The following is a 24,918-nucleotide window of genomic DNA, read 5'->3' on the forward strand; positions in this document are numbered from 1 at the left end:
CTGCTGCAATGTAACTAGGTGCGCTCGCTTGAAGGATGCACCCGGGCGCCTGACAGGGTAAAATCAGCCTAAATTAGTTGCCACCCCAGGAAATATCAGTATGAAAATCGGCCTGTTTTACGGCTCGACCACCTGCTATACCGAAATGGCCGCGGAGAAAATCCGCGATTGCATCGGCGGCGAGCTGGTTGAGCTGCACAACATCAAAGAAGCGGCGCTCAGCGAGATGAACCAGTATGATCTGCTGATCCTGGGCATCTCGACCTGGGACTTTGGTGAACTGCAGGAAGACTGGGAAGCGGTCTGGAATCAACTCGATGGCCTGACACTGACCGGAAAAACCGTCGCTCTGTTCGGTTTAGGCGATCAGGAAGGCTACACAGAATGGTACCTGGATGCCATGGGCATGCTACATGACCAACTACTGCCGACCGGCGCCCAGTTTGTCGGCTACTGGCCCAATCAGGGCTACAACTTTGAAGCGTCAAAAGCCCTGACCGAAGACAAAAGCTTTTTTGTCGGACTGGCGCTCGATGAGGACAGCCAGTACGAACTCAGTGATGAGCGCATCCAGCAATGGTGCGAGCAGGTACTGACCGAGTACGGCGACTCGCTGTAAGCCATGATCCTGATGCGTTAAGTTCCCTGCCAACAAAAACGCCCCGGTTTGCACCGGGGCGTTCAGAGAAAACAAGCTGCAGCAGACTGTTTAAGCCGTCTGTGCTTTAGCCTCACAGATGTCTGCCCGGAAGAAGCGGGTGACCACCAGTGCCAGCAAGGTCGGCGTTGTCCAGGCCATGCCATAGTCAAACATCGGCAGGAAGCTCAGGAATGACATATCCAGACCGATCACTTTGCCCGCATCAATCAGGCTGAAGATCAACGAAACCAGCATTACCACACGGTAGGCCAGACGCGGGTTTGGCAACCAGCGGCGGACAAAGGTCAGGATAACCAGTGCCACAGCCACAGGGTACAGCGCAAACAGCACAGGCACCGACAGGCTGATCAGCTGGTTCAGGCCGACATTGGCCACCACACCACAAGTCACAGACAGGATCACGGCCCAGGTTTCATAAGACAGACGGGTCAGCGAACTGAAGTAATCCGAACAGGCACTGATCAGGCCAATCGCCGTGGTCAGACAGGCCAGCATCACAATCGCCGACAGAATATACTGTCCGACAGGACCAAACAGCGCCAGTACATAACCCGCCAGAATTGCGCCACCATTAGCCGCGCCATCAGCGACAGCCGCACTGGTGGCCCCCAGATAGAACAGGGAGATGTACACAAACGCCAGGCCCGCTGCCGCAATTACACCGGCCATCATCAGATACTTGCAGGTTGCTTTTTCATCCGTGATACCTTTGTTACGGATCACATCAACAATCAGCATGCCGAACATCAGTGCGGCAAAGGTATCCATGGTGTTATAGCCTTCAAGGAATCCTTTGGTAAACGCCATATTGACATAATCACCCTGTGCGGCCTGAATCTCGCTTTGCGGGTTCAGGAATACGGCCACAGCCAGAATAGCCAGCACGGCAAAGAGCGCCGGGGTAAGCAGCTTACCGATGGAATCGATCAACCTGCCGCGAGACCATGCAAAGAACAGTGCCAGCCCAAAGAAGGCAACAGAGAAAATGGTCAGGCTGGTTTGTCCACCATCGGCAATAAAAGGTTTGACCGCCATTTCGTAGGCCACAAGACCCGTACGAGGCGCCGCAAAAGCAGGACCGATGATGATAAAGATAAGAACGGCCATCAGCGTTGCCAGCTGAGGCGGCAGATCTCGGGTCAGCCCTTTCCAGCCGCCGCCGGCAACAGCCACGGCTATGATGCCGATCAGCGGCAAGCCGACTGCCGTCGACAGGAAACCAAACATCGCTGGCAGCAGGTTATCACCTGCACTTAAACCGGCCTGTGGCGGGAAAATAATATTTCCGGCCCCCAGGAAGAACGCAAAGGTCATAAAACCTATCGCAAAAATATCTGAAACCTTGAGTGTGTTATTCAAACTGCACCTTCCCACTCGTCTATTGTTATGTTGTGTTAGCATTAATGACTCATTACTGAGATATATCACTACATCCAGTAAAAGAGGCAGCATAATGAAGCAAAAGAATGTCAGTGACAACCTTGCAGCCAAAAACACCACTTTCTTCGGATCTATAGCCGAAAAAGCAAAATAAACACCCAATTAGTAGATAATTAAAAGAACCATACACTAAAACAAACATTGCTCACAAAACATCCAACACAGAACATTAAACCATCAGCTTGCCAAACTTTACAGTGTTTGGCCGCAATTCAACCATTGATAAGAATAACCGCTATAATGGCGGACTGATTTTACCAGGCTGTCTTTTCGGACATTCATTAGATGAATAAAGGTTTTACGTTTAAACAGTTTCATGTCGACGACCACGGATGTGGCATGCCCGTCAGTACGGATGGTGTGTTATTAGGAGCATGGGCCAGAGTGTCAAGCTGCCGTGACAGTCAGACTGGCAATAGTTGCCAGACCATACTCGACATTGGCTGCGGAAGCGGTTTGCTGTCCTTAATGGCCGCGCAGCGGACGCAATCCGGCACAGCGGATATTCTGGCGCTGGATATTGACCCGGCTGCCGTGGCGGCGGCCGGCAAAAATTTCTCGGCCTCGCCCTGGTCCGCGCAACTGCAGGCCGAGCGCCAGGATATCCGTAAATGGGCCAGCTCTCAGCCCAAAGGCCGCTTTCAGACCATTTTATGCAATCCGCCCTACTTCAATTCTGGCGAACAGGCAAACTGCCCGCGCCGGGCCACCGCTCGTCACACAGACAGCCTGCCCCACAGAGAGCTTCTCAGCTGCCTGCAATATCTATTGGCGCCGGTCGGACAGGCCAGCCTGATTCTGCCGCTCTATGAGGGTGAAGCACTACTGACGATGCTGGATGACTATGATTTGCATTGCCGCCGGTTGTGCCGGGTGAAAAGCACCGCCAGCAAACCGTTTCACCGCCTCCTGATTGCGCTATCCCCTCAGGCCGGTGAGTGTGACGAAGCACAGCTGACCATCCATCAGCAAGGCCGGTACTCGGCTGAGTTTATTGCCCTGACACAAGACTTTTACCTTAAGCTCTGATCCTGTCAGCAACCAGCACGGATAATCCAAGTTTTTGTGCTTTAATCGGTGATACTTGCATCAAATCACACTATAATGCCGCCCCTTAACTGAATCACAGCAGCAAACTGCCCATCGACACGCGACCTTCAGGGGCAGCCCGCTACTTAGGAGTAAGACTGGTGAGAGATTTTTCCGAATTAGAGTTAGATGGCGCACTGCTACAAGCGATTGAAGATATGGGATATTCCCGTCCAACCGTTGTGCAGTCTGAGGCTATCCCTCATGCCCTGGATGGCCGTGACGTACTGGCTTCCGCACCAACGGGTACCGGAAAAACAGCCGCGTTTGTATTGCCCATGATTCAGCATCTGCTTGATTTTCCGCGCCGTAAACCGGGCCCGGCACGCGTGCTGATTCTGACACCGACCCGTGAACTGGCGATTCAGGTCGCGGATCAGGCCAAAGCCCTGGCTGCCCATACTGACCTGAAAATCTTCACCATCACAGGCGGTATCTCTTACGACGAGCACGCTGAGTACCTGGGCAAAACCCAGGACATAGTGGTCGCAACACCGGGCCGTCTGATGGAATACATTGAAGGCGAGAAATTCGACTGCCGTGCCATCGAATGCCTGATCCTGGACGAAGCAGACCGCATGCTCGACATGGGTTTCGGAGCGGTGGTTAAACGCCTGCATGAAGAGTGCCGCTGGCGCCGTCAGAGCTTGCTGTTCTCTGCCACTCTAGAAGGCAAAAGGGTGCGTGAGTTCTCCCAGACGATCTTAAATGAACCGGTCGAAGTCAATGCTGAGCCGCCGCGCCGTGAGCGCAAAAAGATCCATCAGGTCTACCACCGCTGTGACGATATGGCACACAAAATGGCGTTGCTGCAGAATATCCTCAGCGATCAGGCCGAGCGCAGTATCATTTTTGTCAAAACCCGCGAGCGGCTGGCCGAACTGCGGGATCAGCTGGCATCGCTGAAAATCCCTTGCGTGTGGATTCAGGGTGAAATGGCGCAAGCCACCCGCAACAATGCCATTCGCAGCTTTCGCGAAGGTGAAACCAACATACTGATCGCCACCGATGTGGCAGCACGGGGTATTGACCTGCCGGATGTCAGCCACGTCATCAACTTTGACATGCCGCGCACGGCTGATGTTTACCTGCACCGTATTGGCCGTACAGCCCGTGCCGGTAAAAAAGGCACCGCCATCTCGCTGGTGGAAGCTCATGATCAGGGCATGATAGAGCGTGTCAGCCGGTATATGAAAGAAGAAATCCCGGAGCGCTTTATCGAGGGCCTGCGCCCTAAACATAAAAAGCCGGTCACAGTGAAGAAAAAGAAAAAAGTCAAAGACGGCAAGAAGAAAGACACGAAGAAGAAAAAAACCGTCAAGAAAAAGGCCGCGACCAAGTAATCTTTGCAGCGGCCTCTGATTCCCAAAGCAAAGGGCCGGATACAGTATCCGGCCCTTTTTCTGTTTCAGTCAGCGGAAAACGTTCAGTCTTTACTGCTCTTCGCGTTTGAATACCAGCTCGGCGGCCGTCGATTCTTCAGGTGCGAAGTAATACCCAGCCACGTCAAATTGCTTCAGCTGCTCCACTGACGTCAGACGGTTATCAATGATGTAACGCGCCATCATGCCACGGGCTTTCTTGGCGTAGAAACTGATCACCTTGTACTGACCATTTTTGCAATCTTTAAACACAGGGGTGATGACTTTGCCTTTCAGCGACTTCGGCTTAACCGCTTTAAAATATTCATTCGAGGCCAGGTTAATCAGGATGTCATCTCCCTGCCCGGCAAGCGCGTCATTGAGTTTGTCGGTGATGATACTGCCCCAGAACTGATACAGGTTGGTGCCACGTCCGTTAGCCAGCTTAGTGCCCATTTCCAGACGGTAGGGCTGCATCAGATCCAGCGGCCGCAACAAACCATACAAACCGGACAACATTCGCAGGTGCTGCTGGGCAAAAGCGAAATCATCCTCACTCAGGCTGTCAGCTTCCAGGCCGGTGTACACATCCCCTTTGAAGGCCAGAATCGCCTGACGGGCGTTTTCCGGGGTAAAGTCCGGCTGCCAGTCCGCAAAGCGGGCCGCATTGAGTCCGGCGATTTTATCGCTGACCTTCATCAGGCTTGCAATGTCCATAGGCGTCAGCTGACGACAAACCTCAATCAGCTCCATTGAGTGATCTGTCAGCTCAGGCAAAGTATAAGTCTTTGTGGCCAGAGGAGATTCATAATCCAGAGTTTTAGCAGGGGAAACCACTATCAGCATGTTTTGATGTCCTGTAAGCGTGTCTGTCGGCAAGATTACCATTTCGGCATCAAAAAACCACGCACAACGCACGTGGTTATTACTTTCTTTGCTATAGGGACAACCTATCGATCTGAACGGCTGGTCCAGATATCTTCGTCCAGCTGAGCATGTAATTCCGGGTACTGGGCGCTGTCAAATGTCGGCACCTTACCCTGCGCTAATTGCGCGTTATAGTCTTTCGCCAGTTTCACCACTGTGCCCGACAACAGCAAAATGGCGATCAGGTTGATAATGGCCATCATCCCCATCGAGACATCCGCCATCGCCCATACCGTCGGTAATTCGGCCAGAGCGCCGAACATCACCATGCCCAGAACGACGGCGCGAAAAATCAGCAACCCGGCTTTGTGGTTATGCTCCAGAAAAATCAGGTTGGTTTCCGCATACGAGTAATTGGCCACCAGCGAGGTAAAGGCAAACAGAAAGATTGCGATGGCAATGAAGATCCCTCCCCAGTCCCCTACCTGGGAAGCCAGCGCCCGCTGCGTCAGCTCTATACCGGTGACTTCACCATGCGGTACATACTCGCCAGAGACCAGAATGATGGCCACTGTGGCCGAGCAGATAACGATAGTATCGGTAAAGACCCCCAGCATCTGTACATAGCCCTGTGATGCAGGGTGTGGCGGGTAAGGCGTGGCTGATGCGGCAGCATTCGGCGCCGATCCCATGCCCGCTTCGTTAGAAAACAGCCCGCGCTTGAGGCCATTGATCATGCCCTGGGCGATGGTATAGCCCAGGGCGCCAGAGGCTGCCTCTTCCAGGCCAAAGGCGCTGCGGAAAATCAGGGCGACCACCGAAGGAACCTGTTCGATATTCATCGCCACCACCACCAGCGCCAGCAGCAGATAGCATATCGCCATCACAGGCACCAGAATTTCAGCAGTGCGGGCAATGGTTCGCATACCACCGAAGATGATAAAGCCGGTCAGCGCCACCAGCACCATGCCCACCACCACAGGTTGCCAGCCAAAGGCCACATTCATGGCTTTGGCAATGGAGTTGGCCTGAACTGCATTGAATACCAGCCCGAAGGCAATGATCAGAAAGATGGAGAACACCACCCCCATCCAGCGCATGCCTAACCCTTTTTCCATGTAGTACGCCGGGCCGCCGCGGTAGTTACCGTCGTCATCCCGGGTCTTGTACAACTGGGCCAGCGCACTTTCTGCAAATGCCGTCGCCATCCCTAACATGGCAATCAGCCACATCCAGAAAATCGCGCCCGGCCCGCCTAAGGTCAGCGCCACGGCGACTCCGGCCATATTGCCGGTCCCTACCCGGGCAGCCAGACTGGTGCACAATGCCTGAAAAGAAGATATACCGGCAGCATCTGACTTGCGGCTGTTTTTCATCACTTTAAACATATGACCAAAATGCCGGAACTGAATAAAACCCAGCAAGTAGGTAAAATAGATCCCTACCCCGACCAGCAGGTAAATCAATACAGATCCCCACAGCAGATCATTGAGGAAATTTATCTGACTTGTCACACCAACCCCTTAGCTTGCTCAAAGGTATCTTTGCCCGGCACGCCTTAGCTGTGCCGCTTCATTCAACTGTAATCCATCTGTCAGCACAGGCTGAGATAACACCGGGAAAACATTTACATTGCCGGATACAAACCGATTTGCTGATCGCACCCCGTTATGTTCCCTGCTGCCGAAAACCTGAGCGATGATGCGGAGTTAGTTGTAAAAAATCAACGCACACTGAGCAGAATTGAGCACTGCATTACTTTCTAACCCACTGGACAAACCATTGAATTCAATGATTCAGTTTGAACTGATTTCACAAATAAATAACAAATGCGAAATAGTTCAATTTTATTCTATGTCGTATTGTGATATTTAACTGAAGATCGAAGGGGCAAGATGCCCCTGCTCTGAGCAATACTCAGGATGGTAGAGAGGTGCAATATGGATAGCTTTGGATTTGACAACATGCTTGAAAGCGATTTTCCTCGTCGCAATGCACGCAGTAAACCTGTTAAGCGCAAGTGGCGGGAAATTGAAGCACTCAAAGATAAGCAAAAACTGAAAAAGGAACTTCAGGACATTGATATCTTACATGAGTTTACCGATGAGGTAGATTTGTAATCTGGGTTTTGCACTACCATTACTAGGTTAAGGCTAGTATCAAACGACCAACACCGGCGCTGAAGCCGGTGCTGTTTTTTGTGGCCCGGCAGATGTTAATGCTCGGGCTCAAGCCGGTTTGCCAACTCCCGATACTGAGCTGAAACCTCTTTGCCAAACAAAGGATCACACAGGCAATCCTGGTATTCGTCTTCAACCGCGGCCCAGTCCTGGTCGGTAAAATGCCGGCGGATCACGGGGAACACCTTCTTCTCTTCGGTTTCCAGATGCTGGCGCTGGCGCTCCACAAAGGCATTCAGTTTTTCCGCAAAGACATCCAGCGGAATCACGGCATCCATCAGAATCATATCAACGGTTTCAGCAAACTCTGCGGTCAGCTTGGCCAGTTCTATGTGTTCCGCCTCCAGATCCAAAATGTCCTGCTCCTCACCATAGTGTCTGAGGTAGTAATGGTATATGACATCTTCTTTAGGGTGGTGGCAGTGCTCGGCCTGATTCTGCAGATAGGTCACTATGTCGCGAATCAACTGGTAGTTGACTTCATGCCCCTCTCTGATCGCTTTTAATTTTGTACCTAATAACTTAAGCAACCGGTTGATATAACCATGTTCGGTGTGAATACTGTCCAATAGCATTTCGACCTCCCGGACATTAACATCCCAGCTATAAGTGTAAACCGCGATAGCGAATTCTGTTTGATCCAGGTTAAGTTACCTTACATTTGTTCGGGAAGTTGCCAGTCAATCTCACTTTTACGGCTTTGTCGCAACCACTTGTTTGCCTGAGAAAAATGGCGGCAGCCAAAAAAGCCGCGATAAGCAGACAGTGGTGACGGATGCGCCGCTTCCAGCACGCAGTGTTTCTCCCTGTCGATATGTACGCCTTTTTTCTGAGCGTGCGCTCCCCACAGCAGGAACACCAGGCCATCTCTGTGCTGATTCAGACTGGCAATGGCCCTGTCGGTAAACTTTTCCCAGCCATATTTACTGTGCGAGTGCGCCTTGCCCTGCTCAACCGTCAGTACAGTATTGAGCAGCAGTACGCCCTGCTCAGCCCAGGGTTGTAAGCAGCCATGAGCGGGAATACGAAATCCGTCGATATCAGTGGCCAGCTCTTTATACATATTGGCGAGAGACGGGGGAACTTTGACTCCGGGTTGCACCGAGAAGCTGAGCCCGTGGGCCTGATCAGGGCCGTGATAAGGATCCTGGCCCAGGATAACGACCTTGACCTGATCAAAAGGTGTGACATCAAAAGCACGAAATACATCGGCTTGAGCAGGAAAGATCACTTTGCCAGCCTGCCTTTCTGCGGCAACCTTCGCCTCAACCTGCTGAAAATAATCCTGTTGTCGCTCCTGTTTCAGTAACTGTTTCCAGTCAAAAAGCGTTGAAGATGGGGAATCTGAAACAGACATGTCGGCTCCTGCTGGTGAAAATGAAGGTAAGCCGACATTCTGCCTGTCTGATCACGTCATCGCAACGATAACAGGTATCACTTGGGTCGGGACATTGGACCAACAGGGGTACGCCAGTGACCGCGTCCCTGGATAGGACGATTGGCCTGAGGAAGACGTGAGCCGCTTACTGAACTCATTCTGGTGGCTGGCATCGCACTCGCTTTCATAGGGTATTTCCTCATAATCGAAGGGTCAGTCTATTCAATGAAAGATCAATGCCAACTTTGTCTGTTTGTTCACTGCTCTTTTCTCACAGTGATTTAGCGGCATCTGTAGTCCTCAGGCGACCAAAGCATCAATCTGCTTTATGGCTAATGCGCCAACTGAGAGCATTTTTGCGCACAATTTGTGCAGCGTCACGCTATGAAATAGTAAGGAAACTTACTTGATGCAGATCAAGAGGCCGGATGGCCAACACGGTAGGATGCGGAAGCAGTAACAACGCCTGGCCACCTTGTCAGGCTCGCCATTCTGAACACAACCAAGGAGCTGCCATGATCACCGGCATTCAAATTACCCAAGCGGCCAATCCTCAACTGCTCAATTCAATCTGGCTGCTGGATGCTGCCAATGACACTGCACGTTGCCTGTGCACCATTGAAGGCTTTGCGCAAGATCAGGACATCGCCCTGTCGGAACTGGGCCCGTTGGAATACCGCGAGCTGCCTGTTGAACAGGCGCCACGTATTGAAGGCGGCCAGCACCTCAACGTAAATGTGCTCAGACGTGAAACTCTGGAAGACGCTGTGGCTCACCCGGAAAAATACCCTCAGCTGACCATTCGTGTGTCTGGCTACGCGGTACGTTTTAACTCGCTGACGCCAGAGCAGCAGCGTGATGTGATTGCCCGGACCTTCACCGACACGCTGTAAGGGTTTGCCAGACAAAAACGCCGCAACCTATTGGGCTGCGGCGTTTTTCTGTCTGATTGTCACTGAAATCAGGCTTTTTTCACAAATTCAGATTTCAGCATCATGGCACCGATGCCCTCAATCTTACAGTCGATATTATGGTCGCCATCTACCAGACGATTGATTTTCACTTTCGTCCCCACTTTGGCGACAGACGACGATCCTTTGACCTTGAGATCTTTAATCAGGGTAACGAAATCGCCTTCCTGCAACACAGTGCCATTCGCGTCTTTCACAACCAGTGCATCCGCATCTTCTGTCACTTCACCCGGTATCCACTCATGACCGCACTCAGGGCAGATCAACAGGTTGCTGTCTTCATAGACATAAGACGAATTGCATTCCGGGCAAGGAGGTAAGGTATCGCTCATACGCTGCTATCTCTCATTAAAAAGTCGTTACTTAAAGATATTCGCCCAGCGCTGACTTGCCAGGTGAAAATCAAACCCAAACATTATAATGTAATTACAATCAAATTATCACAACTATTGTGAGCGATTTCAGTCGCTCAAAAGCAAGAACCCCTTTCACAGGGAAAGGGGTTCAGATAACACGGCAAAGCCTGTAGCACTATTCAGACGTCGGCTCATCGAGATAGCGAACATCATGCTTTTCCAGATATTCACGAATCAACTGACGGACCACCTGAGACGGTGTCAGATCCTGGGAAGCGCACAGCTTTTCAAAGGCCTGTTTTTTACGGGGATCCATCAATACAGTAAAACGGGCAGTCTTGCTTTCCACACTCAGCTACTCTTGGTCAGACATGATAATCAAATTATAATCTTATCCGGTGCATGAATAAACGGCCCAGACAAAAAGAGCCACCCCAAAGGTGGCTCAATCCGGTCTTTGCTTGCTAACGCACGTCAGTCCTGAACGGCTTGCAGCACAGCTTTTAACTGAGCAAAATCATTGTCACGCTCAACCGACAGCAACTCCATCGCGCCATGTTTGGCAAGCGGTGCAGGCAGATCTATCTCTTTTTGCAGGATATCTTCCACCACTTCCTTGAACTTGGCAGGGTGCGCCGTACACAGGAACAAGCCTGTTTCGCCAGCTTGCAGCTGCTCATTGAGTATACGGTAGGCAATGGCACCGTGTGGCTCACACAGGTAGCCGTCGGCATCCATCTGACGCAATGTCTCCGCTGTCTGCTCGTCGGTGACCGCGCCGTAACCCAGCTCGTTCAGACCCCAGCCTTGCTTCTGGCACAACTCTTCAATGCGTGGCCAGTTGTTTGGCTGACTGACATCCATGGCATTGGAAATGGTTGGCACTGTTGCTTTCGGATCCCATTTGCCGTCCTGCAGATAGCGGGGCACGGTATCATTCACATTGGTGGCGGCGATGAAACGCTTCACCGGCAAGCCCAGCGCTTTGGCCAGCAGACCGGCGGTTAGGTTGCCGAAGTTGCCGCTGGGGACAGACACCACCAGATTGCCGCGAGCGGCTTTCGGCAGTTGCGCCACCGCTTCAAAGTAGTAGCAGATCTGCGCCATCAGGCGGCTGATGTTGATGGAGTTGGCTGAGTTCAAACCCACTTCCTGGCGCAGCTCTGCATCATCAAACGCCTGCTTAACCAGCGACTGGCAATCATCAAAGGTGCCGTTCACGGCCACAGTGTGGATATTGCCGCCCAGGGTACAGAACAGCTTTTCCTGCAGCGGGCTGATCTTGCCCTTCGGATACAGGATTACGACTTTAATGTTGTCCATACCGTAGAAGGCGTGTGCCACAGCCGCACCGGTATCCCCTGAGGTCGCAGTAAGAATGGTGATATTGCCATTGGCATCCGACACAGCCGCCAGCGACTGCGCCATAAAGCGGCCTCCGAAGTCTTTAAATGCCAGCGTCGGGCCATGAAACAGCTCCAGCGCATACACGCCATCTTTCACCTGAGCAACCGGGGCCGGGAACTGGAAGGCATTACTCACCATTTGCTGAACGGTTTCCGCGCCCAGTTCATCGCCGATAAAAGCCGACAGAATACGGCTGCTGCGGGTAACAAAATCCTGCTCAAGCAAAGCATCGATGTCGCCTAAATCCGGCAAGCGGTCAGGAAAAAACAGGCCCTGATTACGGCCCAACCCCTGGCGGACAGCCTGAGCAAAAGACACTTCTTCCTGATGATCTTTCAAGTTATACAGCTTCATGGTTAATACTCACTTCCTATTTCTGTTGAACCCTGGCTGTCGAGACGACAGACATGGACGAATCCTTCATCATTTTGGACATAATGCTGCTGCAGCCAGCGGGCAATGCGCTCTGCGACCTCCAGATCATCACAGATACTGAACATGGTCGGGCCTGAACCTGAAATACCACTGGCTAACGCGCCGGCTTCCAAGGCGTACTGGCGCGCTTCCTTAAAGCCCGGCAGCAATCCTTCTCGGTAGGGTTCTGCCACCACGTCTTTAATCATTTTAGCGGCCAGCTGAGGCTGCTGACTGTGGCAGGCATGGATAAAGCCTCCCAGGTAACGACCATGGGCAATCATATCCTGCCGGCGGTACTGAGCCGGCAAAATAGCCCGGGCCTCAGCGGTCGAGACCTTGATGCCCGGATATGCCATGACCCAGAACCAATTATCGAAGCTCGGCACTGACTGGCTGATGATCCCCAGCTCTTCCACCATGAATTGCAATCCGCCCAGATAGCAGGGCGCCACGTTATCGTAATGCACACTGCCTGAAATCTGACCTTCCATTTCTCCCATCAGCGCCAGCAGTTCTGTCTCGGTCAGCGGGTTATCATGAAAACGGTTCAGGGCATCCAGAGCGGCCACAATTGAGCAGGCGCTGGAACCCAGGCCAGAGCCAATTGGCATATTCTTCGCCAGTGTCATCGACACAGGTTTCAGACTGACGCCTTTTTTATCCAGTTCACGGGCAAACACCTGCCAGCAGTGATAAACGATGTTCTCTTGCGGCTCAGCCGGCAGCTTAGCGACAAAGTCACCTTCGCATCGCAGCGAAAAAGGCTCTGTGCCAGCGGCCACTGTCACTTTATCCCCCAACAGGGTGCCATCAACGGGCGACACTGCCGCCCCGAGAACATCAAAACCGACACTGACATTACCAATGGATGCCGGTGCGTAAACAGTCACACTCATTATTAGACTCCCAGTTTCCAGCCCACGGTACGCATCAGATCAGCGAAGACCCCGGCAGCTGTGACCTCTGTACCGGCGCCATATCCGCGCAGGACCAGAGGAATGGGTTGATAGTAACGGCTGTAGAAGGCCAGGGCATTCTCACCGTCCTTGATTTTAAACATAGGGTCATCCTGATCAACGGCCGCCACTTTTACGCTGCACTGACCCTGGTCGATTTCCCCGATGTAGCGCAGGACTTTACCTTCTGCGGCTGCTTTGGCTGACCATTCACTGAAGTAAGCATCAGCCTGAGGCAAGCGCTGCATGAAGGCCTCGACATCGCCACTTTGATCAAAGCCCGGCGGCAATGCCGGCTCGACCACCACATCGCTCAGCTCCAGGGCATACCCGGCTTCACGGGCCAGAATCAAGAGTTTACGCGCCACATCCATGCCGGACAGATCATCACGGGGATCCGGTTCTGTGAAACCGTTATTGCGGGCCACAGTCGTTGCTTCACTCAGGCTCATGCCTTCGTCCAGCTTACCGAAGATGAAAGACAGCGAGCCAGACAAAATACCGGCAAAACGCTCCAGCTCATCACCGGCAGCCATCAGGTTCTGCAGGTTTTCAATCACAGGCAGACCGGCACCGACTGTGGTGTCATACATGAAGCGGCGACGGGTCACGCGCGCAGCCTGACGCAGCTGGTGATAATACGCCATGCTGGCGGTATTGGCTTTCTTGTTCGGGGTGATAACATGGAAACCGGCGGCCAGGAAGTCGACGTACTGCTCGGCAATGCCTTCATCAGATGTACAGTCAATAATCACAGGGTTGATAATGTGATGACGCTGCACCAGCTGAATCAGACTTGCCAGATTAAAGCTCTCTGCCGCCTGACCCATTGCATCGCGCCAGTTCTCCAGCGCCAGGCCATTATTGTTTAACAGCATGCCTTTACTGTTCGACAAACCGCAAACACGGATCACAATCCCTTTTTCCGCCAGTTTCTCTTGCTGGCGCTGGATCTGATCCACCAGCTCGCCACCGACACCACCGACACCGACCACAAACACATCCAGAAAGTGTTTACTGTTGAACAGGTTCTCATGACAGGCTTTCACCGCTTCCGAAACTTTATTTGCCGGGATCACAGCAGAAATCGCCCTTTCAGATGAGCCCTGCGCAATCGCGATAATATTGACGTTCACTTCAGCCAGCGAGGTAAAAAACTGGGATGCCACACCACGGGAGGTGCGCATGCCGTCACCGACCAGCGTCACGATGGCCGAGTCATCGATAAACTCTACCGGCTCTAACAGCCCTTCTTTCAGCTCAAGTTCAAAATTATTGCGCAGTGCCTGCTCTGCCGCCTGCTTATCCTCGCTTTCGATACAAAAACTGATGCTGTATTCAGATGACGACTGAGTGATCAGAACAATAGAGACGCCTGACGCCGACATCGCCCCGAAAACCCGGGCCGCCATGCCGACCATGCCTTTCATACCAGGACCGGACACATTCACCATGGTCAGGTTTTTGAGCGTGGTAATACCTTTGATTGCCAGCTTGTCTTCACCCGTATCCTGGCCGATCAGTGTTCCGGCACCTTGCGGGTTAAAACTGTTTTTGATCAGGCAGGGAATGTGAAATTGCGCAATCGGGGCAATCGTTTTGGGATGCAGCACCGAAGCACCGAAGTAGGACAGCTCCATCGCTTCCTGGTAGCTGAGCGATTTCAGCAAGCGGGCATCAGGCACCAGACGCGGATCGCAGTTATACACGCCATCGACATCGGTCCAGATTTCACAGCACTCGGCTCGCAGACACGCTGCCAGCACGGCGGCTGAGTAATCCGAGCCGTTACGACCCAGAATAACCAGCTCACCTTTCTCATTACCGGCCGTAAAACCCGGCATGATATGGATGTGGCCCTCGGCCAGCGGATGGCGGCGGAAGTTGTCGGTTGAAATCTCAATATCAACATGCCCTTCCAGATAATCGCCATGCGCCACTAAAGAAGCAACAGGATCAATCAAATCCGCTTTGTGTCCTTTGGCTTCCAGCACCGCTTTCATCGCCACAATAGAAAGGCGCTCACCTTTACTGATGACACGGGCGTAGACATTGTCCGGGCACTGTCCCAGCAACTTCATCCCGTGTACCAGTTGCTTCAGTTGTCCAAGCGAGCTGGCGAGCTTGGCATCCACGGCTGAACGATCAAACGCGGGTAAATGCTGCTCAATGCCATCAAACAGGCTGTTAAAGGTGTTTTCCAGATCAGTGAGCTGCAGTTCCGCATCGCCCGTCGCGACTGTGGTATCAATCACTGATACCAGTTTGTTGGTCACTTTGCCCGGTGCTGACAGCACCACTGAGACTTCACCCTGATGGGCATTACTGGCGATGATATCCGCCGCCCTGAGAAACCGGTCGGCATCCGCTAAAGATGAACCGCCAAACTTAAGCACTCGCATTCCCTACTCCACTTCCGTTAATTTTGACTTGTCGGCAACTACTTCCTGGCAGTTATTGTTTGTGGCCAGTGAATCTTGCCATTGAATCTGAAAAATCATGGTGAAAAAAAAGCCCGCACTGTGAGGTGCGGGCTTTTTTTTGAAATCTTGCGCGTATCAGCCCGCCCCAACACTGTTTGTGCCGGTAATAATAATGGTGGTGGTGCCGATAAGGTTAAGTGCCATGTTTTTATATTATTGCTAATGTTGTGTGCGTGTTGTTTACGTTTACCTGATCCCCAGGTATGAGTCAACACTGACTAGTGATTTATTTCTTACTTTCCCAGAATACAGTTTTTGTCTCTGCTATTTCATTTTTCCCGCCAAGAATAGATTAGTCGCATAAAATTAGAGGAAATCGCATTTCTGCAATTGCAGTTAACTCATTGACATAGCATAGTAACTCGTAAGGATTATTTGCCTTCTCAAGCGAGCCCTGAAGCAACTAATCCGTTAAAGCCCAACAATGTTCTGGTTCAAGCTAGTCGACGCAACCTCAGAACCAGAGAGATCACTCACAGGCCATGCAGGATGACAGCCTGGAGGATAACAATGATTACAATAATATTTCGGAGGGATCCGGCATGACAGCAGCGATGGAACAGCTTGTTGCACATACCATACTCCAAGGCTTTGATGCCATGTACGGCCGGTTTCTGGATGTCACAGCCGGTGCGCAGGACAGATTTGAAAATCAGGACTGGATGTCAGTTCATCAGGCCCTGAAACAGAGGATCAGCTTTTACGATCATCATGTGGAACTGGTCAGCCGCCAGATCCAGATCATGCTCGGCAGGCAATATGCGAACCGTGAATTCCTGACCGCCGTCAAATCCTCCTATGAAGATCTGCTGCTGGATTACCCTCGCTATGACATTGCAGAAAGCTTCTTCAATTCCGTCTATTGCCGAATTTTCGAGCACCGCGATATCAACCGCGACAAACTGTTTGTTCACAGCTCTCAGGCCGGGCGCATTGCGCCTTATCCAACAGCGCTAACCCGTTTGTACCAGTCTGAGAACGGGCCGCACTATCTGTTTGAGCGCATGATGGATGAGACCCCCTTCACGCTGAGCTGGGAAGATAAAAACCGGGATATTGCCCTGATAGTGGCCAGGCTCAACAGTGAGTTTGGCACCGCAGCGATGCAAAAGGCGCGGCTTGAACTGATCAAAGAACCGTTTTACCGCAATAAAGCCGCTTATCTGATTGGCCGGCTGTTGCTGGAAGACAATACCCAGATCCCCCTGGTGCTACCTGTGCTGACCACAGATAACCGCCAGCTGTACGTGGATGCCTGCCTGTGTCATGTCGATGATGTCAGTATCGTCTTTGGCTTTGCGCGTTCCTATTTCATGGTGTACGCCCCCGCTCCTGCCGCACTGGTCCGTTTCCTCAGCGAGCTGTTACCGAACAAAACCCATGCCGAACTTTACACCGCTATCGGTTGTCAGAAGCACGGCAAAACAGAGCTTTACCGGGAGTTTCTCCATCACCTCGAACATTCCGACGACAAGTTCGACCTGGCGCCGGGTATCAAAGGCATGGTGATGTGTGTCTTTACTCTGCCATCCTATGGCTTTGTTTTTAAAGTGATAAAAGACAAGTTCGCCCCTCAGAAAGAGATGAGCCGGGCCACGGTCAAAGAGAAATATCAGCTGGTTAAAGAACATGACAGGGTCGGACGGATGGCCGATACCCAGGAATACCGCAATTTCAGTTTTGACCGCAGCCGATTCAGTACCGAGTTACTGGAAGAATTACAGCGTGAAGCGCCGTCGAGCCTGATCGTGACTGACAAGGAAATCATCATAAAGCACCTCTATATTGAACGTCGGATGATCCCTTTCAACCTGTACATTGAACAAGCCAACGATGACGATCTGCGCCATGCCGTGGATGAATACGGCAAAGCCATCAAACAGCTGGCAGCCGCCAACATCTTCCCGGGTGACATGCTGTTCAAAAACTTCGGGGTGACACGCCACAAACGTGTGGTCTTCTATGATTATGATGAAATCAGCTACATGACCGAAATTAACTTCCGCCGTATTCCGCCGCCCCGGTTCCCGGAAGATGAACTGTCAGCCGAACCCTGGTACAGCGTGGGCACCAATGATGTGTTCCCTGAAGAATTTCGTACTTTCCTGCTGATCAATCCCAAAGTGCGAAAACTGTTCGATGAGCTGCACAGCGATTTGTTTGATCCCGGCTACTGGCAGCACTTACAGTCAAACATTGAGCAAGGGCGGTTTGAAGACGTCTTTCCGTACAAGGAAAAACACCGGTTGGTAAGAGCACAAAATCACTCGTAAGTTGATCTTTGCCGCATTCTGAGATGTAAATCAGTGAGGTGCGACGAAATACGCACGTTGTGAAATATTTCTGGCCTAGGATTAATTGGCGTACAAAAGGAAACGACACTCACAGGGATGACTGAGGATGAAACACTGCTGCTTATTGCTCTTAATCTGTCTGGCTTGGCCAACGCTGGCCACCGAGCCGGCAACAGAGCCTGCGTCAGCGATGGCAGGATGGTTTCTTAATTCTCAGTCCCGCAGTGCCGAGCAATTCGATCTCTGGCAGATAGACAGCGGTTATGCCTATGCCCTGACCCAGTCGACCCAAGTGTATGTCAGTACCCGCCTTAAAAGCGGCAACCAGCAGCAGGCAGCAACACGCGGCTTATTATCGGGCGTAAAGTACAACTTCAGCCCCAAAATCAGCCTGCGCAGTGCGGTGACCTCTGAGCGGGTGGAAGAAAACACCCGGCTGGGTGTCGAATTTAGCAGTCAATACGAGCTGAATGAGAAAGTAAACCTGCATGCCACCATGGATTATGAAGCGTTAGAGCAGGTATATCAGCTCGGTATTGGCTTTCGGTTTTAGGGCAACAAAGCACAGGCTCAGAGCACGGACAAATCCAGCGGCTCTTTACTCAGCAAGATACCATTGGGATCTGCGTACAGTATATCCCCGGGATAAACCAGCGTATGGGCGACGGTCAGGGTGACATTCCTGTCTCCTGTCTGGCGTTTCTCCGTTTTAAACGGACAGATAGCAATGGCTTTCACCCCCAGCGCCATCTCGCTCAGCGCGACGACATCACGTACCGCGCCGTTAACCACTATGCCTTCCCAATTATTCTTAATGGCCAGCAGAGCCAGCTGATCACCCAACAAGGCTTTGTTTAACGACCCATGGCCATCGATCACCAGCACTTTGCCGGTTCCGTCTTCGCTAAGAATGTCCCTCACCAGGCTGTTATCTTCAAAGCAGCGCAGTGTCACCACTTCGCCATAAAACACAGATTTCCCACCAAAGTCGCGATGAACCAGCGGTAACCAACGTACTTCATCCTCGTAGTGATCACACAAATCCGGCAGTAGATCTTTCATCGTAGAACTCCTTACTCTAATCCTTGAATATGAAGATAAGCAGGCCATTTCCCGAGCACGGTCTGAGAAAAACCCTGATTTTTTAACATAACAGGCACCAGATACAGCTGCTGCTGTGATACCCAGTAAATGGCATTTTGCCGCCACTTCGCCGCCAGCTCACAAGCTTCAGTCAACCCGGTACGCACCGCCAGACTCGGCTCATGCCAGCGCCCGTCAGGCGCACTGCAATCAAGCTTCAGGTAAGCATATCCCAAAGCGGACAGTTCAGCTTCCAGGCACAGCTGCCGCTGACGATTTTCCTTACAACTGAGCACAATACTTTCTGGATTAAAAGCGGTTAAAATAGCGAAGTTTGAGTAATCGGGTGTTTCAGACGCACGAAAAATGATCTGCTGATAGCTTAGCCATGTTGCTTGCTGGTTACGCCATTCTGCATAGGCGACCTGCAACTGCGCATCATCAGTGTGACGGTCATCTTGCGACATGTGTCTGATCCCTCTGCCTGATTAGCCGATAAGACTGTTATCTTTAACAGCCTTATTTCATTGATGAAACAACAAATTGTTTGAGCTATAACAATAAGATAGTGTTTCCAATACGCTAGTATGGCACGGTAAAATCGAAAAAACTGAGCGCAATACAATAAAATCATATTGTTAGTACGCTGTTAAATGCATACAATCGTCTGTATCCAAGGGAAATTGTAGCCAGTCCCGTAAGTTCGGGTTTTTCAGCAAGTTTGTCCGTTGGGCCGCTGAAAAATGAGGATGGCGTACCAGCAGGTAGTTGAAAAGACAGATGCAAGCTGCAACTGTTCTGTTACTTTGCCTGTAAGCGAATTATTTTTATAGAATTGAAATATTCTCTGTTAGACCAGATTCCGTTTTGAGTAATTAGGTACTGCCAATGCAAACCCCTCACATTCTAATTGTAGAAGACGAGCACGTAACCCGTAACACCCTGAAAAGCATCTTTGAAGCGGAAGGGTATACGGTTCTAGAAGCCAGCGACGGTGCAGAAATGCACAAGATGCTGTCGGAACATCATGTTCACCTTGTGATCATGGATATCAACCTGCCAGGTAAAAACGGTCTGCTGCTGGCCCGTGAACTGCGTGAGCAAGGCGATATGGCGCTGATGTTCCTGACAGGACGTGACAACGAAGTGGATAAGATCCTTGGTCTGGAAATTGGTGCTGATGATTACATCACTAAACCTTTCAATCCGAGAGAGCTGACCATTCGTGCCCGCAACCTGTTAACTCGCGCCATGAGTCAGGGCCTGGCCTCTGAGGATCGCCGCCTGGTTGAGCGCTATGAATTCAATGGCTGGTCTTTAGAGCTTAACAGCCGTTCTCTGGTGAGCCCCGACGGTGATCAGTTCAAGCTGCCACGCTCTGAATTCCGTGCCCTGCTGCATTTCTGCGAAAACCCAGGCAAAATCCAGACCCGTGCTGAACTGCTGAAAAAAATGACTGGCCGAGATCTGAAGCCACATGACCGCACAGTTGACGTTACTATCCGTCGTATTCGTAAGCATTTTGAATCTGTGTCTGATACTCCTGAGATCATCGCCACTATCCATGGCGAAGGGTATCGTTTCTGCGGTGATATCGAAGAAAGCTAAGACCTGGCACTAGCGTGTCCGGAACGAATAAAAGCGTCGCCACTGCGACGCTTTTTTAATGGTTTACTATCAGCCTGTTCAGCTCTCTTTACTGGCCAGCCAGGTTTTCAGCACCTGCAGATCGGCCTGATAACTCGTTTTTATTTCATCGACCCAGTCTTCGATATTTTCCCACCAGGCCGGCAATTCCGGCGACTGTGCTTTCTGAGCCACCTGCTGAATACGCTTCAGGCCGATAGAACCCGCGGCTCCCTTGATCTTGTGCGCTTCAAATTTAATACCTTCCTTGTCTTTCGCCGTCATATTCGAATCAAGAATCGCCAGATACTCAGGCATCATTTTTTCGAACATAGCCAGAGAATCATACACAGGTTGAGCACCGACAATATCGACATAAGAATCCAGCATCTCCAAATCCAGCAGTTTACTCAGCGTATCCTCACTCAGACTGTTTTCGTCAGGTAACACAGCCTCCTGATCCTCTGTCTGGCCGGCACCCTGGTGTATCAAGGCCTGAATCACAGTATTAATCGCCTTGACGCTGAGCGGCTTGCTGATGGCATCATCCATGCCCTGTTCGAGATATTCGTGCTTGTCTTTAATGACATTGGCCGTCAGCGCCACCAGTGGCGGCAGTTGGCGATAGCGTGCCCGCAGCACTTTGGCAATTTCAAAACCTGTCATATCCGGTAACTGGATATCCAGCAGCACCAAGTCGTACTGACCCGGTGTAAACATTTCCAGTGCTTCATCACCACGCATCGCCACCGTCACCTGATGTCCCAGCCCTTCCAGCAATGCCTTAGCGACCGTGATATTCAACTCGATATCTTCCACCATGAAAATGCGCAATGAGCGCTGGGCTGGTACCGGTAGTTCTTCATCTTCAACAATCTGCTCAAGCACAGGAACACAGATTGTCACAGTGAACGTACTGCCTTCGCCGACCTCGGAGCTGACCTCAATGTCCCCGCCCATCATATTCACCAGCTGGCGCGATACTGCCAGACCAATCCCGGTACCGACGGCATGCAAATTGTCCTGCCCCTGTTTGACCTGATAATACATGGCAAACACTTTATCCAGTTCAGACTCAGGAATGCCTATTCCGCTATCTTCAATCTCAAAGGTGATTTCCGCCTGCTGATTGTCCAGCAGTTCACTGCTCACTGACAGAATGACCCCGCCTTCTTTGGTGAACTTGGTCGCGTTACTCATCAGGTTCCACAGCACCTGACGCAGCCGCGTCCCGTCTACCTGAATATAGGACGGTAAATCAGTCAGTTGTTCCAGATCGAAGCGAAGGCCCTTCTGCTCGGCCATCAGACCGGAAATATTGCCCATCTCTTCAATAAAGGCATCAAAATCCAGCGGCGCTGGCAACAACTCCAGACGACGGCGATCCGACTTATCCATGTCGATGATGTCATTGAAGATATTGCCCAGGGTAATGGCGCTGACATAGATAGTACGCATGTAGCCGCGCTGCTGCTCATTAAGCGGACCTTCCAGCAGCATCCGGCTCAGTCCTACAATCCCGTTCAGCGGTGTCCGTAATTCATGGCTGATGGTAGAGATAAACGCGGTTTTATCCCGGCTGGCTTTCTCCTGGGCCTCCTGATATTGCTTGCGCTCGGTAATGTCGCGACCAAACCCCATCAGACCAAGCCGGCGGCCATCACGGCTGTAAAAAGGCACTTTACGCAATTCAAAAATAGCTTTGCGGCCGTCAGGGTATTCCAGCCACTGCTCATAGGTCAGCGAGATATTTTGCGTGAAAACCTGTTGATCGGTTTCCACTATCTTGACCGCCACTTCTTCACTGTACACATCCCAGGGAGTCAGCCCGACCAGCTCTTGTTCTGTTCTGCCGGTTAATTCAGCCATCGCCCGGTTACAGCCAGAAAATTCGTTCTTTTCGTTACGGTAATAAATCAGATCCGGCGACGCATCCAGAAAGGACTTCAACAAAGCACTTTGCTCAGCCAATTCAAGCTGAGCGCTCTCCCGCTGTGCCACCTCATTCTCTAAATCCTGCATCGCAATCCGGCGCTCTTCTTCTGCCTTGATCCGGACTTCTATCTGCTGGTTCAGCTCAGTAATGTTATCTTTCAACTGCTTATTCAGAGTCAGATCCCGTGAGCGCATTTCTTCCAGCTTGGTCACCAGTTTGGACAGCCGCTGACGTGAGTCTTCAAGCTGATCCACCACCACAGACAGAAAATAAACCGCCCAGGGGGTGATCAACAGACCAAAAAAAACAGAGCGGACGATATCTATGTCCAGTACTTCACCCTGCAGAGCCAGTGTGACCCCGACCTGTACCACTACAGCCAATGCCACCAGAGCTAATGCCAACAGCAGGCTGAAGCGCACTATGCCAAGCTTCACCAACAGGTCGACATAGAACTGCGCCAACATTTTTATTTGTTTCATTGTTATTCCCGCTACAACAAAATGCTGCCCTCAGGCAGCATTAAAACTCATCTGATTCGGCCATCAGGCGGGTCGTATTCCGCCCGTCTGCTTTTGCTTTGTAAAGCGCTTTGTCTGCCATTGCAATCAACTCGCCATAATCCTGATTCGGCATAGGTGTCATGGTCGCCACACCCAGGCTGACTGTCAGCATGTCGCTGATGTCTGAAAAGCCATGAGGAATGGCTTTTTCAGCCAGTTTATTGTGGATTTTGCCTGCCACGGTTTGCCCTCCAGCCAAGGGCGTATTGGGCAACAGAAAAGCAAATTCCTCGCCGCCATAACGGGCGACTTCATCTGTTTCCCGGCGGATCACGCTATCGAACACCTGGGCCACTTCCTGCAAGGCATTGTCCCCTTGCTGGTGACCGTAATTATCGTTGTAAGCTTTAAAACTGTCGATATCACAAAGAATTAATGTCAGAGGCTGTTGCTCACGCATGTGGCTGTGCCAGAGCTTGCGCAGTTGTTCATCAAAACTGCGGCGATTGGCCACTTTTGTCAGGCTGTCGACAAAGCTGAGTTCCTGCAATTCCATAATGGCATCGGCCAGTTGCTGCTCAGCCTGTTTACGCTCTGTCACATCCCGCGCTATCAGAAGGACGCCGGCTGAGCCGTCGGTCGGATCACGATACGGGGATTTTACAATTTCATACCAGACCGGCTCACCGGTTTCGAGAATGACATAAGCATCCGTCTTCACGGTCAGGCCGTCTCTCAGCACTTTGATGTCAGTCTGATAAAATTCCTGCAGCATCTCAGGGTCAATCACATTGCGGGCTGTCTTGCCGATCAACTCTTTGGCACTGAACCCCAGCACTTTGGCAAAGGGTTCATTACAGCCGACATAGACGCCGTGCTCATTATACAGACCGATAGGATCCTGACTGGCATTGAGGATAGAGTTGAGCAGGGTGTTACGCTGAGCCAGGATCTGCTCTGTGACTTCCCGCTTCTCTATTTCCTGCTTGAGGCTTTCTTGCATCTCATGCCAGTCGGTAACGTCATGACTGATACTCAGCGTACCGATAACCAGGCCGTCTTCGTCTGTCATCACGGTTTTGTTGGTTTCCAGTAAACGGCTGGCGCCATCCGGCGCCGTGGTCCAGGTATGGATCACCGGCGTTTCGCCGATGCCGGTCGGATCGCCCTGTATCAGTCCTTCTTCCCGGCGACCGCGCCAGAAACGATCAAAGGCGGTATTGGTGCCAATGATATTGCCGGCCTTATCCTGAAAATACACCAGCTCTGACAGTGAGTTCAGAACGCGCTGGAAAACTCGCTGTTCGATCTGAACATAAGGATTAGCCTGACTGGTTGGTACGACAAAAAACAATAACCAGGCTGATTGCCAGCGATAACTGAGCAACTGTCCGGAAATCAGCACCCTGATGGTCGAATTGCCAAGTTGCAGTGTTTCCTCTACGTTTTCAAACCCCGTACCCGGCTGTAAGGGACGCAGGACATCCGCCATCATCCGCGCGCCAATACCTTCAGGATAGTAAAAGCGGTTCTCCACTTTACTGACCCCCAGCAGTTCACGGCAACTGGCATTGGCATAAAACAGTTCACCGTCTTTGCTGCGAACTATGGCCGCCGCAATGGGTAGCCGGGAAATGGTGGCATGGAGACGGCGAAAGGCCAGACTGCCCAAGTGATGCACCAACCAGGCCGCCAGTGAAGTTAAAACAACCACCAACAGAAATGTCATCCCAATGACTGACATATTCAGCCCTTCTTCAGCTACCCCCCATACCGGCAAAGCGGTACAGGAAACGATAGCCAACGCCATCATGTTCACTTTCTGCATGCTGTTTCTTCTCCCCGCAGTCTTCCCTGGCGGTTCCGTGTAGGCCATCTCGGCTCTGCAATACTCAGCCGCCAATTTAACA

General features: G+C 51.5%; 22 protein-coding genes and 1 other annotated feature. Of the genes, 8 read left to right on the forward strand and 14 right to left on the reverse strand.

Going from position 1 to position 24,918, the window contains the following annotated elements:
• The first annotated feature begins 100 nt into the window (after window positions 1-100).
• Complete coding sequence (gene fldB / locus D6M16_RS10055) at window positions 101-619, forward strand: flavodoxin FldB (RefSeq protein WP_120511658.1); 519 nt, start codon at window positions 101-103, stop codon at window positions 617-619.
• Window positions 620-709: 90 nt separating this feature from the next.
• Here fldB and brnQ read toward each other — a convergent pair whose 3' ends face one another.
• A complete protein-coding gene (brnQ, locus tag D6M16_RS10060; RefSeq protein ID WP_120511659.1) occupies window positions 710-2,020 on the reverse strand; it encodes a branched-chain amino acid transport system II carrier protein in 1,311 nt (436 codons plus the stop codon).
• A 366-nt stretch (window positions 2,021-2,386) separates the two neighbouring features.
• Here brnQ and D6M16_RS10065 point away from each other — a divergent pair, with 366 nt between their 5' ends.
• Window positions 2,387-3,130 (forward strand): tRNA1(Val) (adenine(37)-N6)-methyltransferase, encoded by a 744-nt coding sequence (locus tag D6M16_RS10065; protein WP_120511660.1) that lies wholly within the window; start codon window positions 2,387-2,389, stop codon window positions 3,128-3,130.
• A 161-nt stretch (window positions 3,131-3,291) separates the two neighbouring features.
• Window positions 3,292-4,533, forward strand: coding sequence for an ATP-dependent RNA helicase SrmB (srmB, locus tag D6M16_RS10070; protein WP_120511661.1), 1,242 nt, complete (start codon window positions 3,292-3,294; stop codon window positions 4,531-4,533).
• 90 nt (window positions 4,534-4,623) lie between these two features.
• Here the strand turns inward: srmB and yaaA are convergent, their stop codons facing one another.
• Both yaaA and D6M16_RS10080 read right to left on the reverse strand, forming a co-directional pair.
• Complete coding sequence (yaaA, locus tag D6M16_RS10075) at window positions 4,624-5,397, reverse strand: peroxide stress protein YaaA (protein WP_120511662.1); 774 nt, start codon at window positions 5,395-5,397, stop codon at window positions 4,624-4,626.
• A 104-nt stretch (window positions 5,398-5,501) separates the two neighbouring features.
• Complete coding sequence (locus tag D6M16_RS10080; RefSeq protein WP_120511663.1) at window positions 5,502-6,932, reverse strand: alanine/glycine:cation symporter family protein; 1,431 nt, start codon at window positions 6,930-6,932, stop codon at window positions 5,502-5,504.
• 426 nt (window positions 6,933-7,358) lie between these two features.
• Here D6M16_RS10080 and D6M16_RS10085 point away from each other — a divergent pair, with 426 nt between their 5' ends.
• Window positions 7,359-7,538, forward strand: a complete 180-nt coding sequence (locus D6M16_RS10085; RefSeq protein WP_027253123.1) for a DUF3545 family protein — start codon at window positions 7,359-7,361, stop codon at window positions 7,536-7,538.
• A 95-nt stretch (window positions 7,539-7,633) separates the two neighbouring features.
• Here the strand turns inward: D6M16_RS10085 and D6M16_RS10090 are convergent, their stop codons facing one another.
• Both D6M16_RS10090 and ung read right to left on the reverse strand, forming a co-directional pair.
• Window positions 7,634-8,173 (reverse strand): hemerythrin domain-containing protein, encoded by a 540-nt coding sequence (locus D6M16_RS10090; RefSeq protein ID WP_120511664.1) that lies wholly within the window; start codon window positions 8,171-8,173, stop codon window positions 7,634-7,636.
• A gap of 80 nt (window positions 8,174-8,253) precedes the next feature.
• Complete coding sequence (gene ung / locus D6M16_RS10095; RefSeq protein ID WP_120511665.1) at window positions 8,254-8,955, reverse strand: uracil-DNA glycosylase; 702 nt, start codon at window positions 8,953-8,955, stop codon at window positions 8,254-8,256.
• Window positions 8,956-9,491: 536 nt separating this feature from the next.
• Between ung and grcA the strand changes: the two genes are divergently transcribed.
• Window positions 9,492-9,869: an autonomous glycyl radical cofactor GrcA gene (gene grcA, locus D6M16_RS10100; protein ID WP_120511666.1), complete on the forward strand. Its 378-nt coding sequence runs from the start codon at window positions 9,492-9,494 to the stop codon at window positions 9,867-9,869.
• A 68-nt stretch (window positions 9,870-9,937) separates the two neighbouring features.
• On the opposite strand, the gene D6M16_RS10105 is transcribed toward grcA, so the two are convergent.
• From D6M16_RS10105 to thrA, 5 genes are all read right to left on the reverse strand, one after another.
• Window positions 9,938-10,279 carry a zinc ribbon domain-containing protein YjdM gene (locus D6M16_RS10105; protein ID WP_120511667.1) on the reverse strand — a complete coding sequence of 114 codons (342 nt, stop codon included), beginning with the start codon at window positions 10,277-10,279 and terminating at the stop codon, window positions 9,938-9,940.
• Between the two features lie 199 nt (window positions 10,280-10,478).
• Window positions 10,479-10,652: a CopG family transcriptional regulator gene (locus tag D6M16_RS10110; protein WP_120511668.1), complete on the reverse strand. Its 174-nt coding sequence runs from the start codon at window positions 10,650-10,652 to the stop codon at window positions 10,479-10,481.
• 125 nt (window positions 10,653-10,777) lie between these two features.
• The gene (gene thrC, locus D6M16_RS10115; protein ID WP_120511669.1) at window positions 10,778-12,064 is read right to left on the reverse strand and encodes a threonine synthase; all 1,287 of its coding nucleotides are present in this window, start codon (window positions 12,062-12,064) and stop codon (window positions 10,778-10,780) included.
• A 2-nt stretch (window positions 12,065-12,066) separates the two neighbouring features.
• On the reverse strand, window positions 12,067-13,023 hold the full coding sequence (thrB, locus tag D6M16_RS10120; RefSeq protein WP_120511670.1) for a homoserine kinase: 957 nt from the start codon (window positions 13,021-13,023) through the stop codon (window positions 12,067-12,069).
• Window positions 13,024-13,025: 2 nt separating this feature from the next.
• The gene (thrA, locus tag D6M16_RS10125; RefSeq protein WP_120511671.1) at window positions 13,026-15,485 is read right to left on the reverse strand and encodes a bifunctional aspartate kinase/homoserine dehydrogenase I; all 2,460 of its coding nucleotides are present in this window, start codon (window positions 15,483-15,485) and stop codon (window positions 13,026-13,028) included.
• Window positions 15,486-15,587: 102 nt separating this feature from the next.
• Window positions 15,588-15,703, reverse strand: a sequence feature (Thr leader region).
• A gap of 405 nt (window positions 15,704-16,108) precedes the next feature.
• Between thrA and aceK the strand changes: the two genes are divergently transcribed.
• Both aceK and D6M16_RS10135 read left to right on the forward strand, forming a co-directional pair.
• Entirely contained in the window at window positions 16,109-17,839 is a 1,731-nt protein-coding gene (gene aceK, locus D6M16_RS10130; protein WP_120511954.1) for a bifunctional isocitrate dehydrogenase kinase/phosphatase, read from the forward strand.
• Between the two features lie 127 nt (window positions 17,840-17,966).
• Window positions 17,967-18,413 carry a hypothetical protein gene (locus D6M16_RS10135; RefSeq protein ID WP_120511672.1) on the forward strand — a complete coding sequence of 149 codons (447 nt, stop codon included), beginning with the start codon at window positions 17,967-17,969 and terminating at the stop codon, window positions 18,411-18,413.
• A 17-nt stretch (window positions 18,414-18,430) separates the two neighbouring features.
• Here D6M16_RS10135 and D6M16_RS10140 read toward each other — a convergent pair whose 3' ends face one another.
• Window positions 18,431-18,922, reverse strand: coding sequence for a putative 4-hydroxy-4-methyl-2-oxoglutarate aldolase (locus tag D6M16_RS10140; RefSeq protein WP_120511673.1), 492 nt, complete (start codon window positions 18,920-18,922; stop codon window positions 18,431-18,433).
• 11 nt (window positions 18,923-18,933) lie between these two features.
• Window positions 18,934-19,410 carry a DUF3293 domain-containing protein gene (locus D6M16_RS10145; RefSeq protein WP_120511674.1) on the reverse strand — a complete coding sequence of 159 codons (477 nt, stop codon included), beginning with the start codon at window positions 19,408-19,410 and terminating at the stop codon, window positions 18,934-18,936.
• 421 nt (window positions 19,411-19,831) lie between these two features.
• On the opposite strand from D6M16_RS10145, the gene arcA reads away from it, so the two are divergent.
• The gene (arcA, locus tag D6M16_RS10150) at window positions 19,832-20,551 is read left to right on the forward strand and encodes a two-component system response regulator ArcA (RefSeq protein WP_120511675.1); all 720 of its coding nucleotides are present in this window, start codon (window positions 19,832-19,834) and stop codon (window positions 20,549-20,551) included.
• A 78-nt stretch (window positions 20,552-20,629) separates the two neighbouring features.
• On the opposite strand, the gene arcB is transcribed toward arcA, so the two are convergent.
• Window positions 20,630-22,987 carry an aerobic respiration two-component sensor histidine kinase ArcB gene (gene arcB / locus D6M16_RS10155; protein WP_120511676.1) on the reverse strand — a complete coding sequence of 786 codons (2,358 nt, stop codon included), beginning with the start codon at window positions 22,985-22,987 and terminating at the stop codon, window positions 20,630-20,632.
• Window positions 22,988-23,027: 40 nt separating this feature from the next.
• Entirely contained in the window at window positions 23,028-24,836 is a 1,809-nt protein-coding gene (locus D6M16_RS10160) for a GGDEF domain-containing protein (RefSeq protein WP_120511677.1), read from the reverse strand.
• Window positions 24,837-24,918 lie beyond the last annotated feature (82 nt).

Origin of the sequence: Photobacterium salinisoli, from assembly GCF_003614885.1 — a bacterium.
GTDB lineage: Bacteria > Pseudomonadota > Gammaproteobacteria > Enterobacterales > Vibrionaceae > Photobacterium > Photobacterium salinisoli.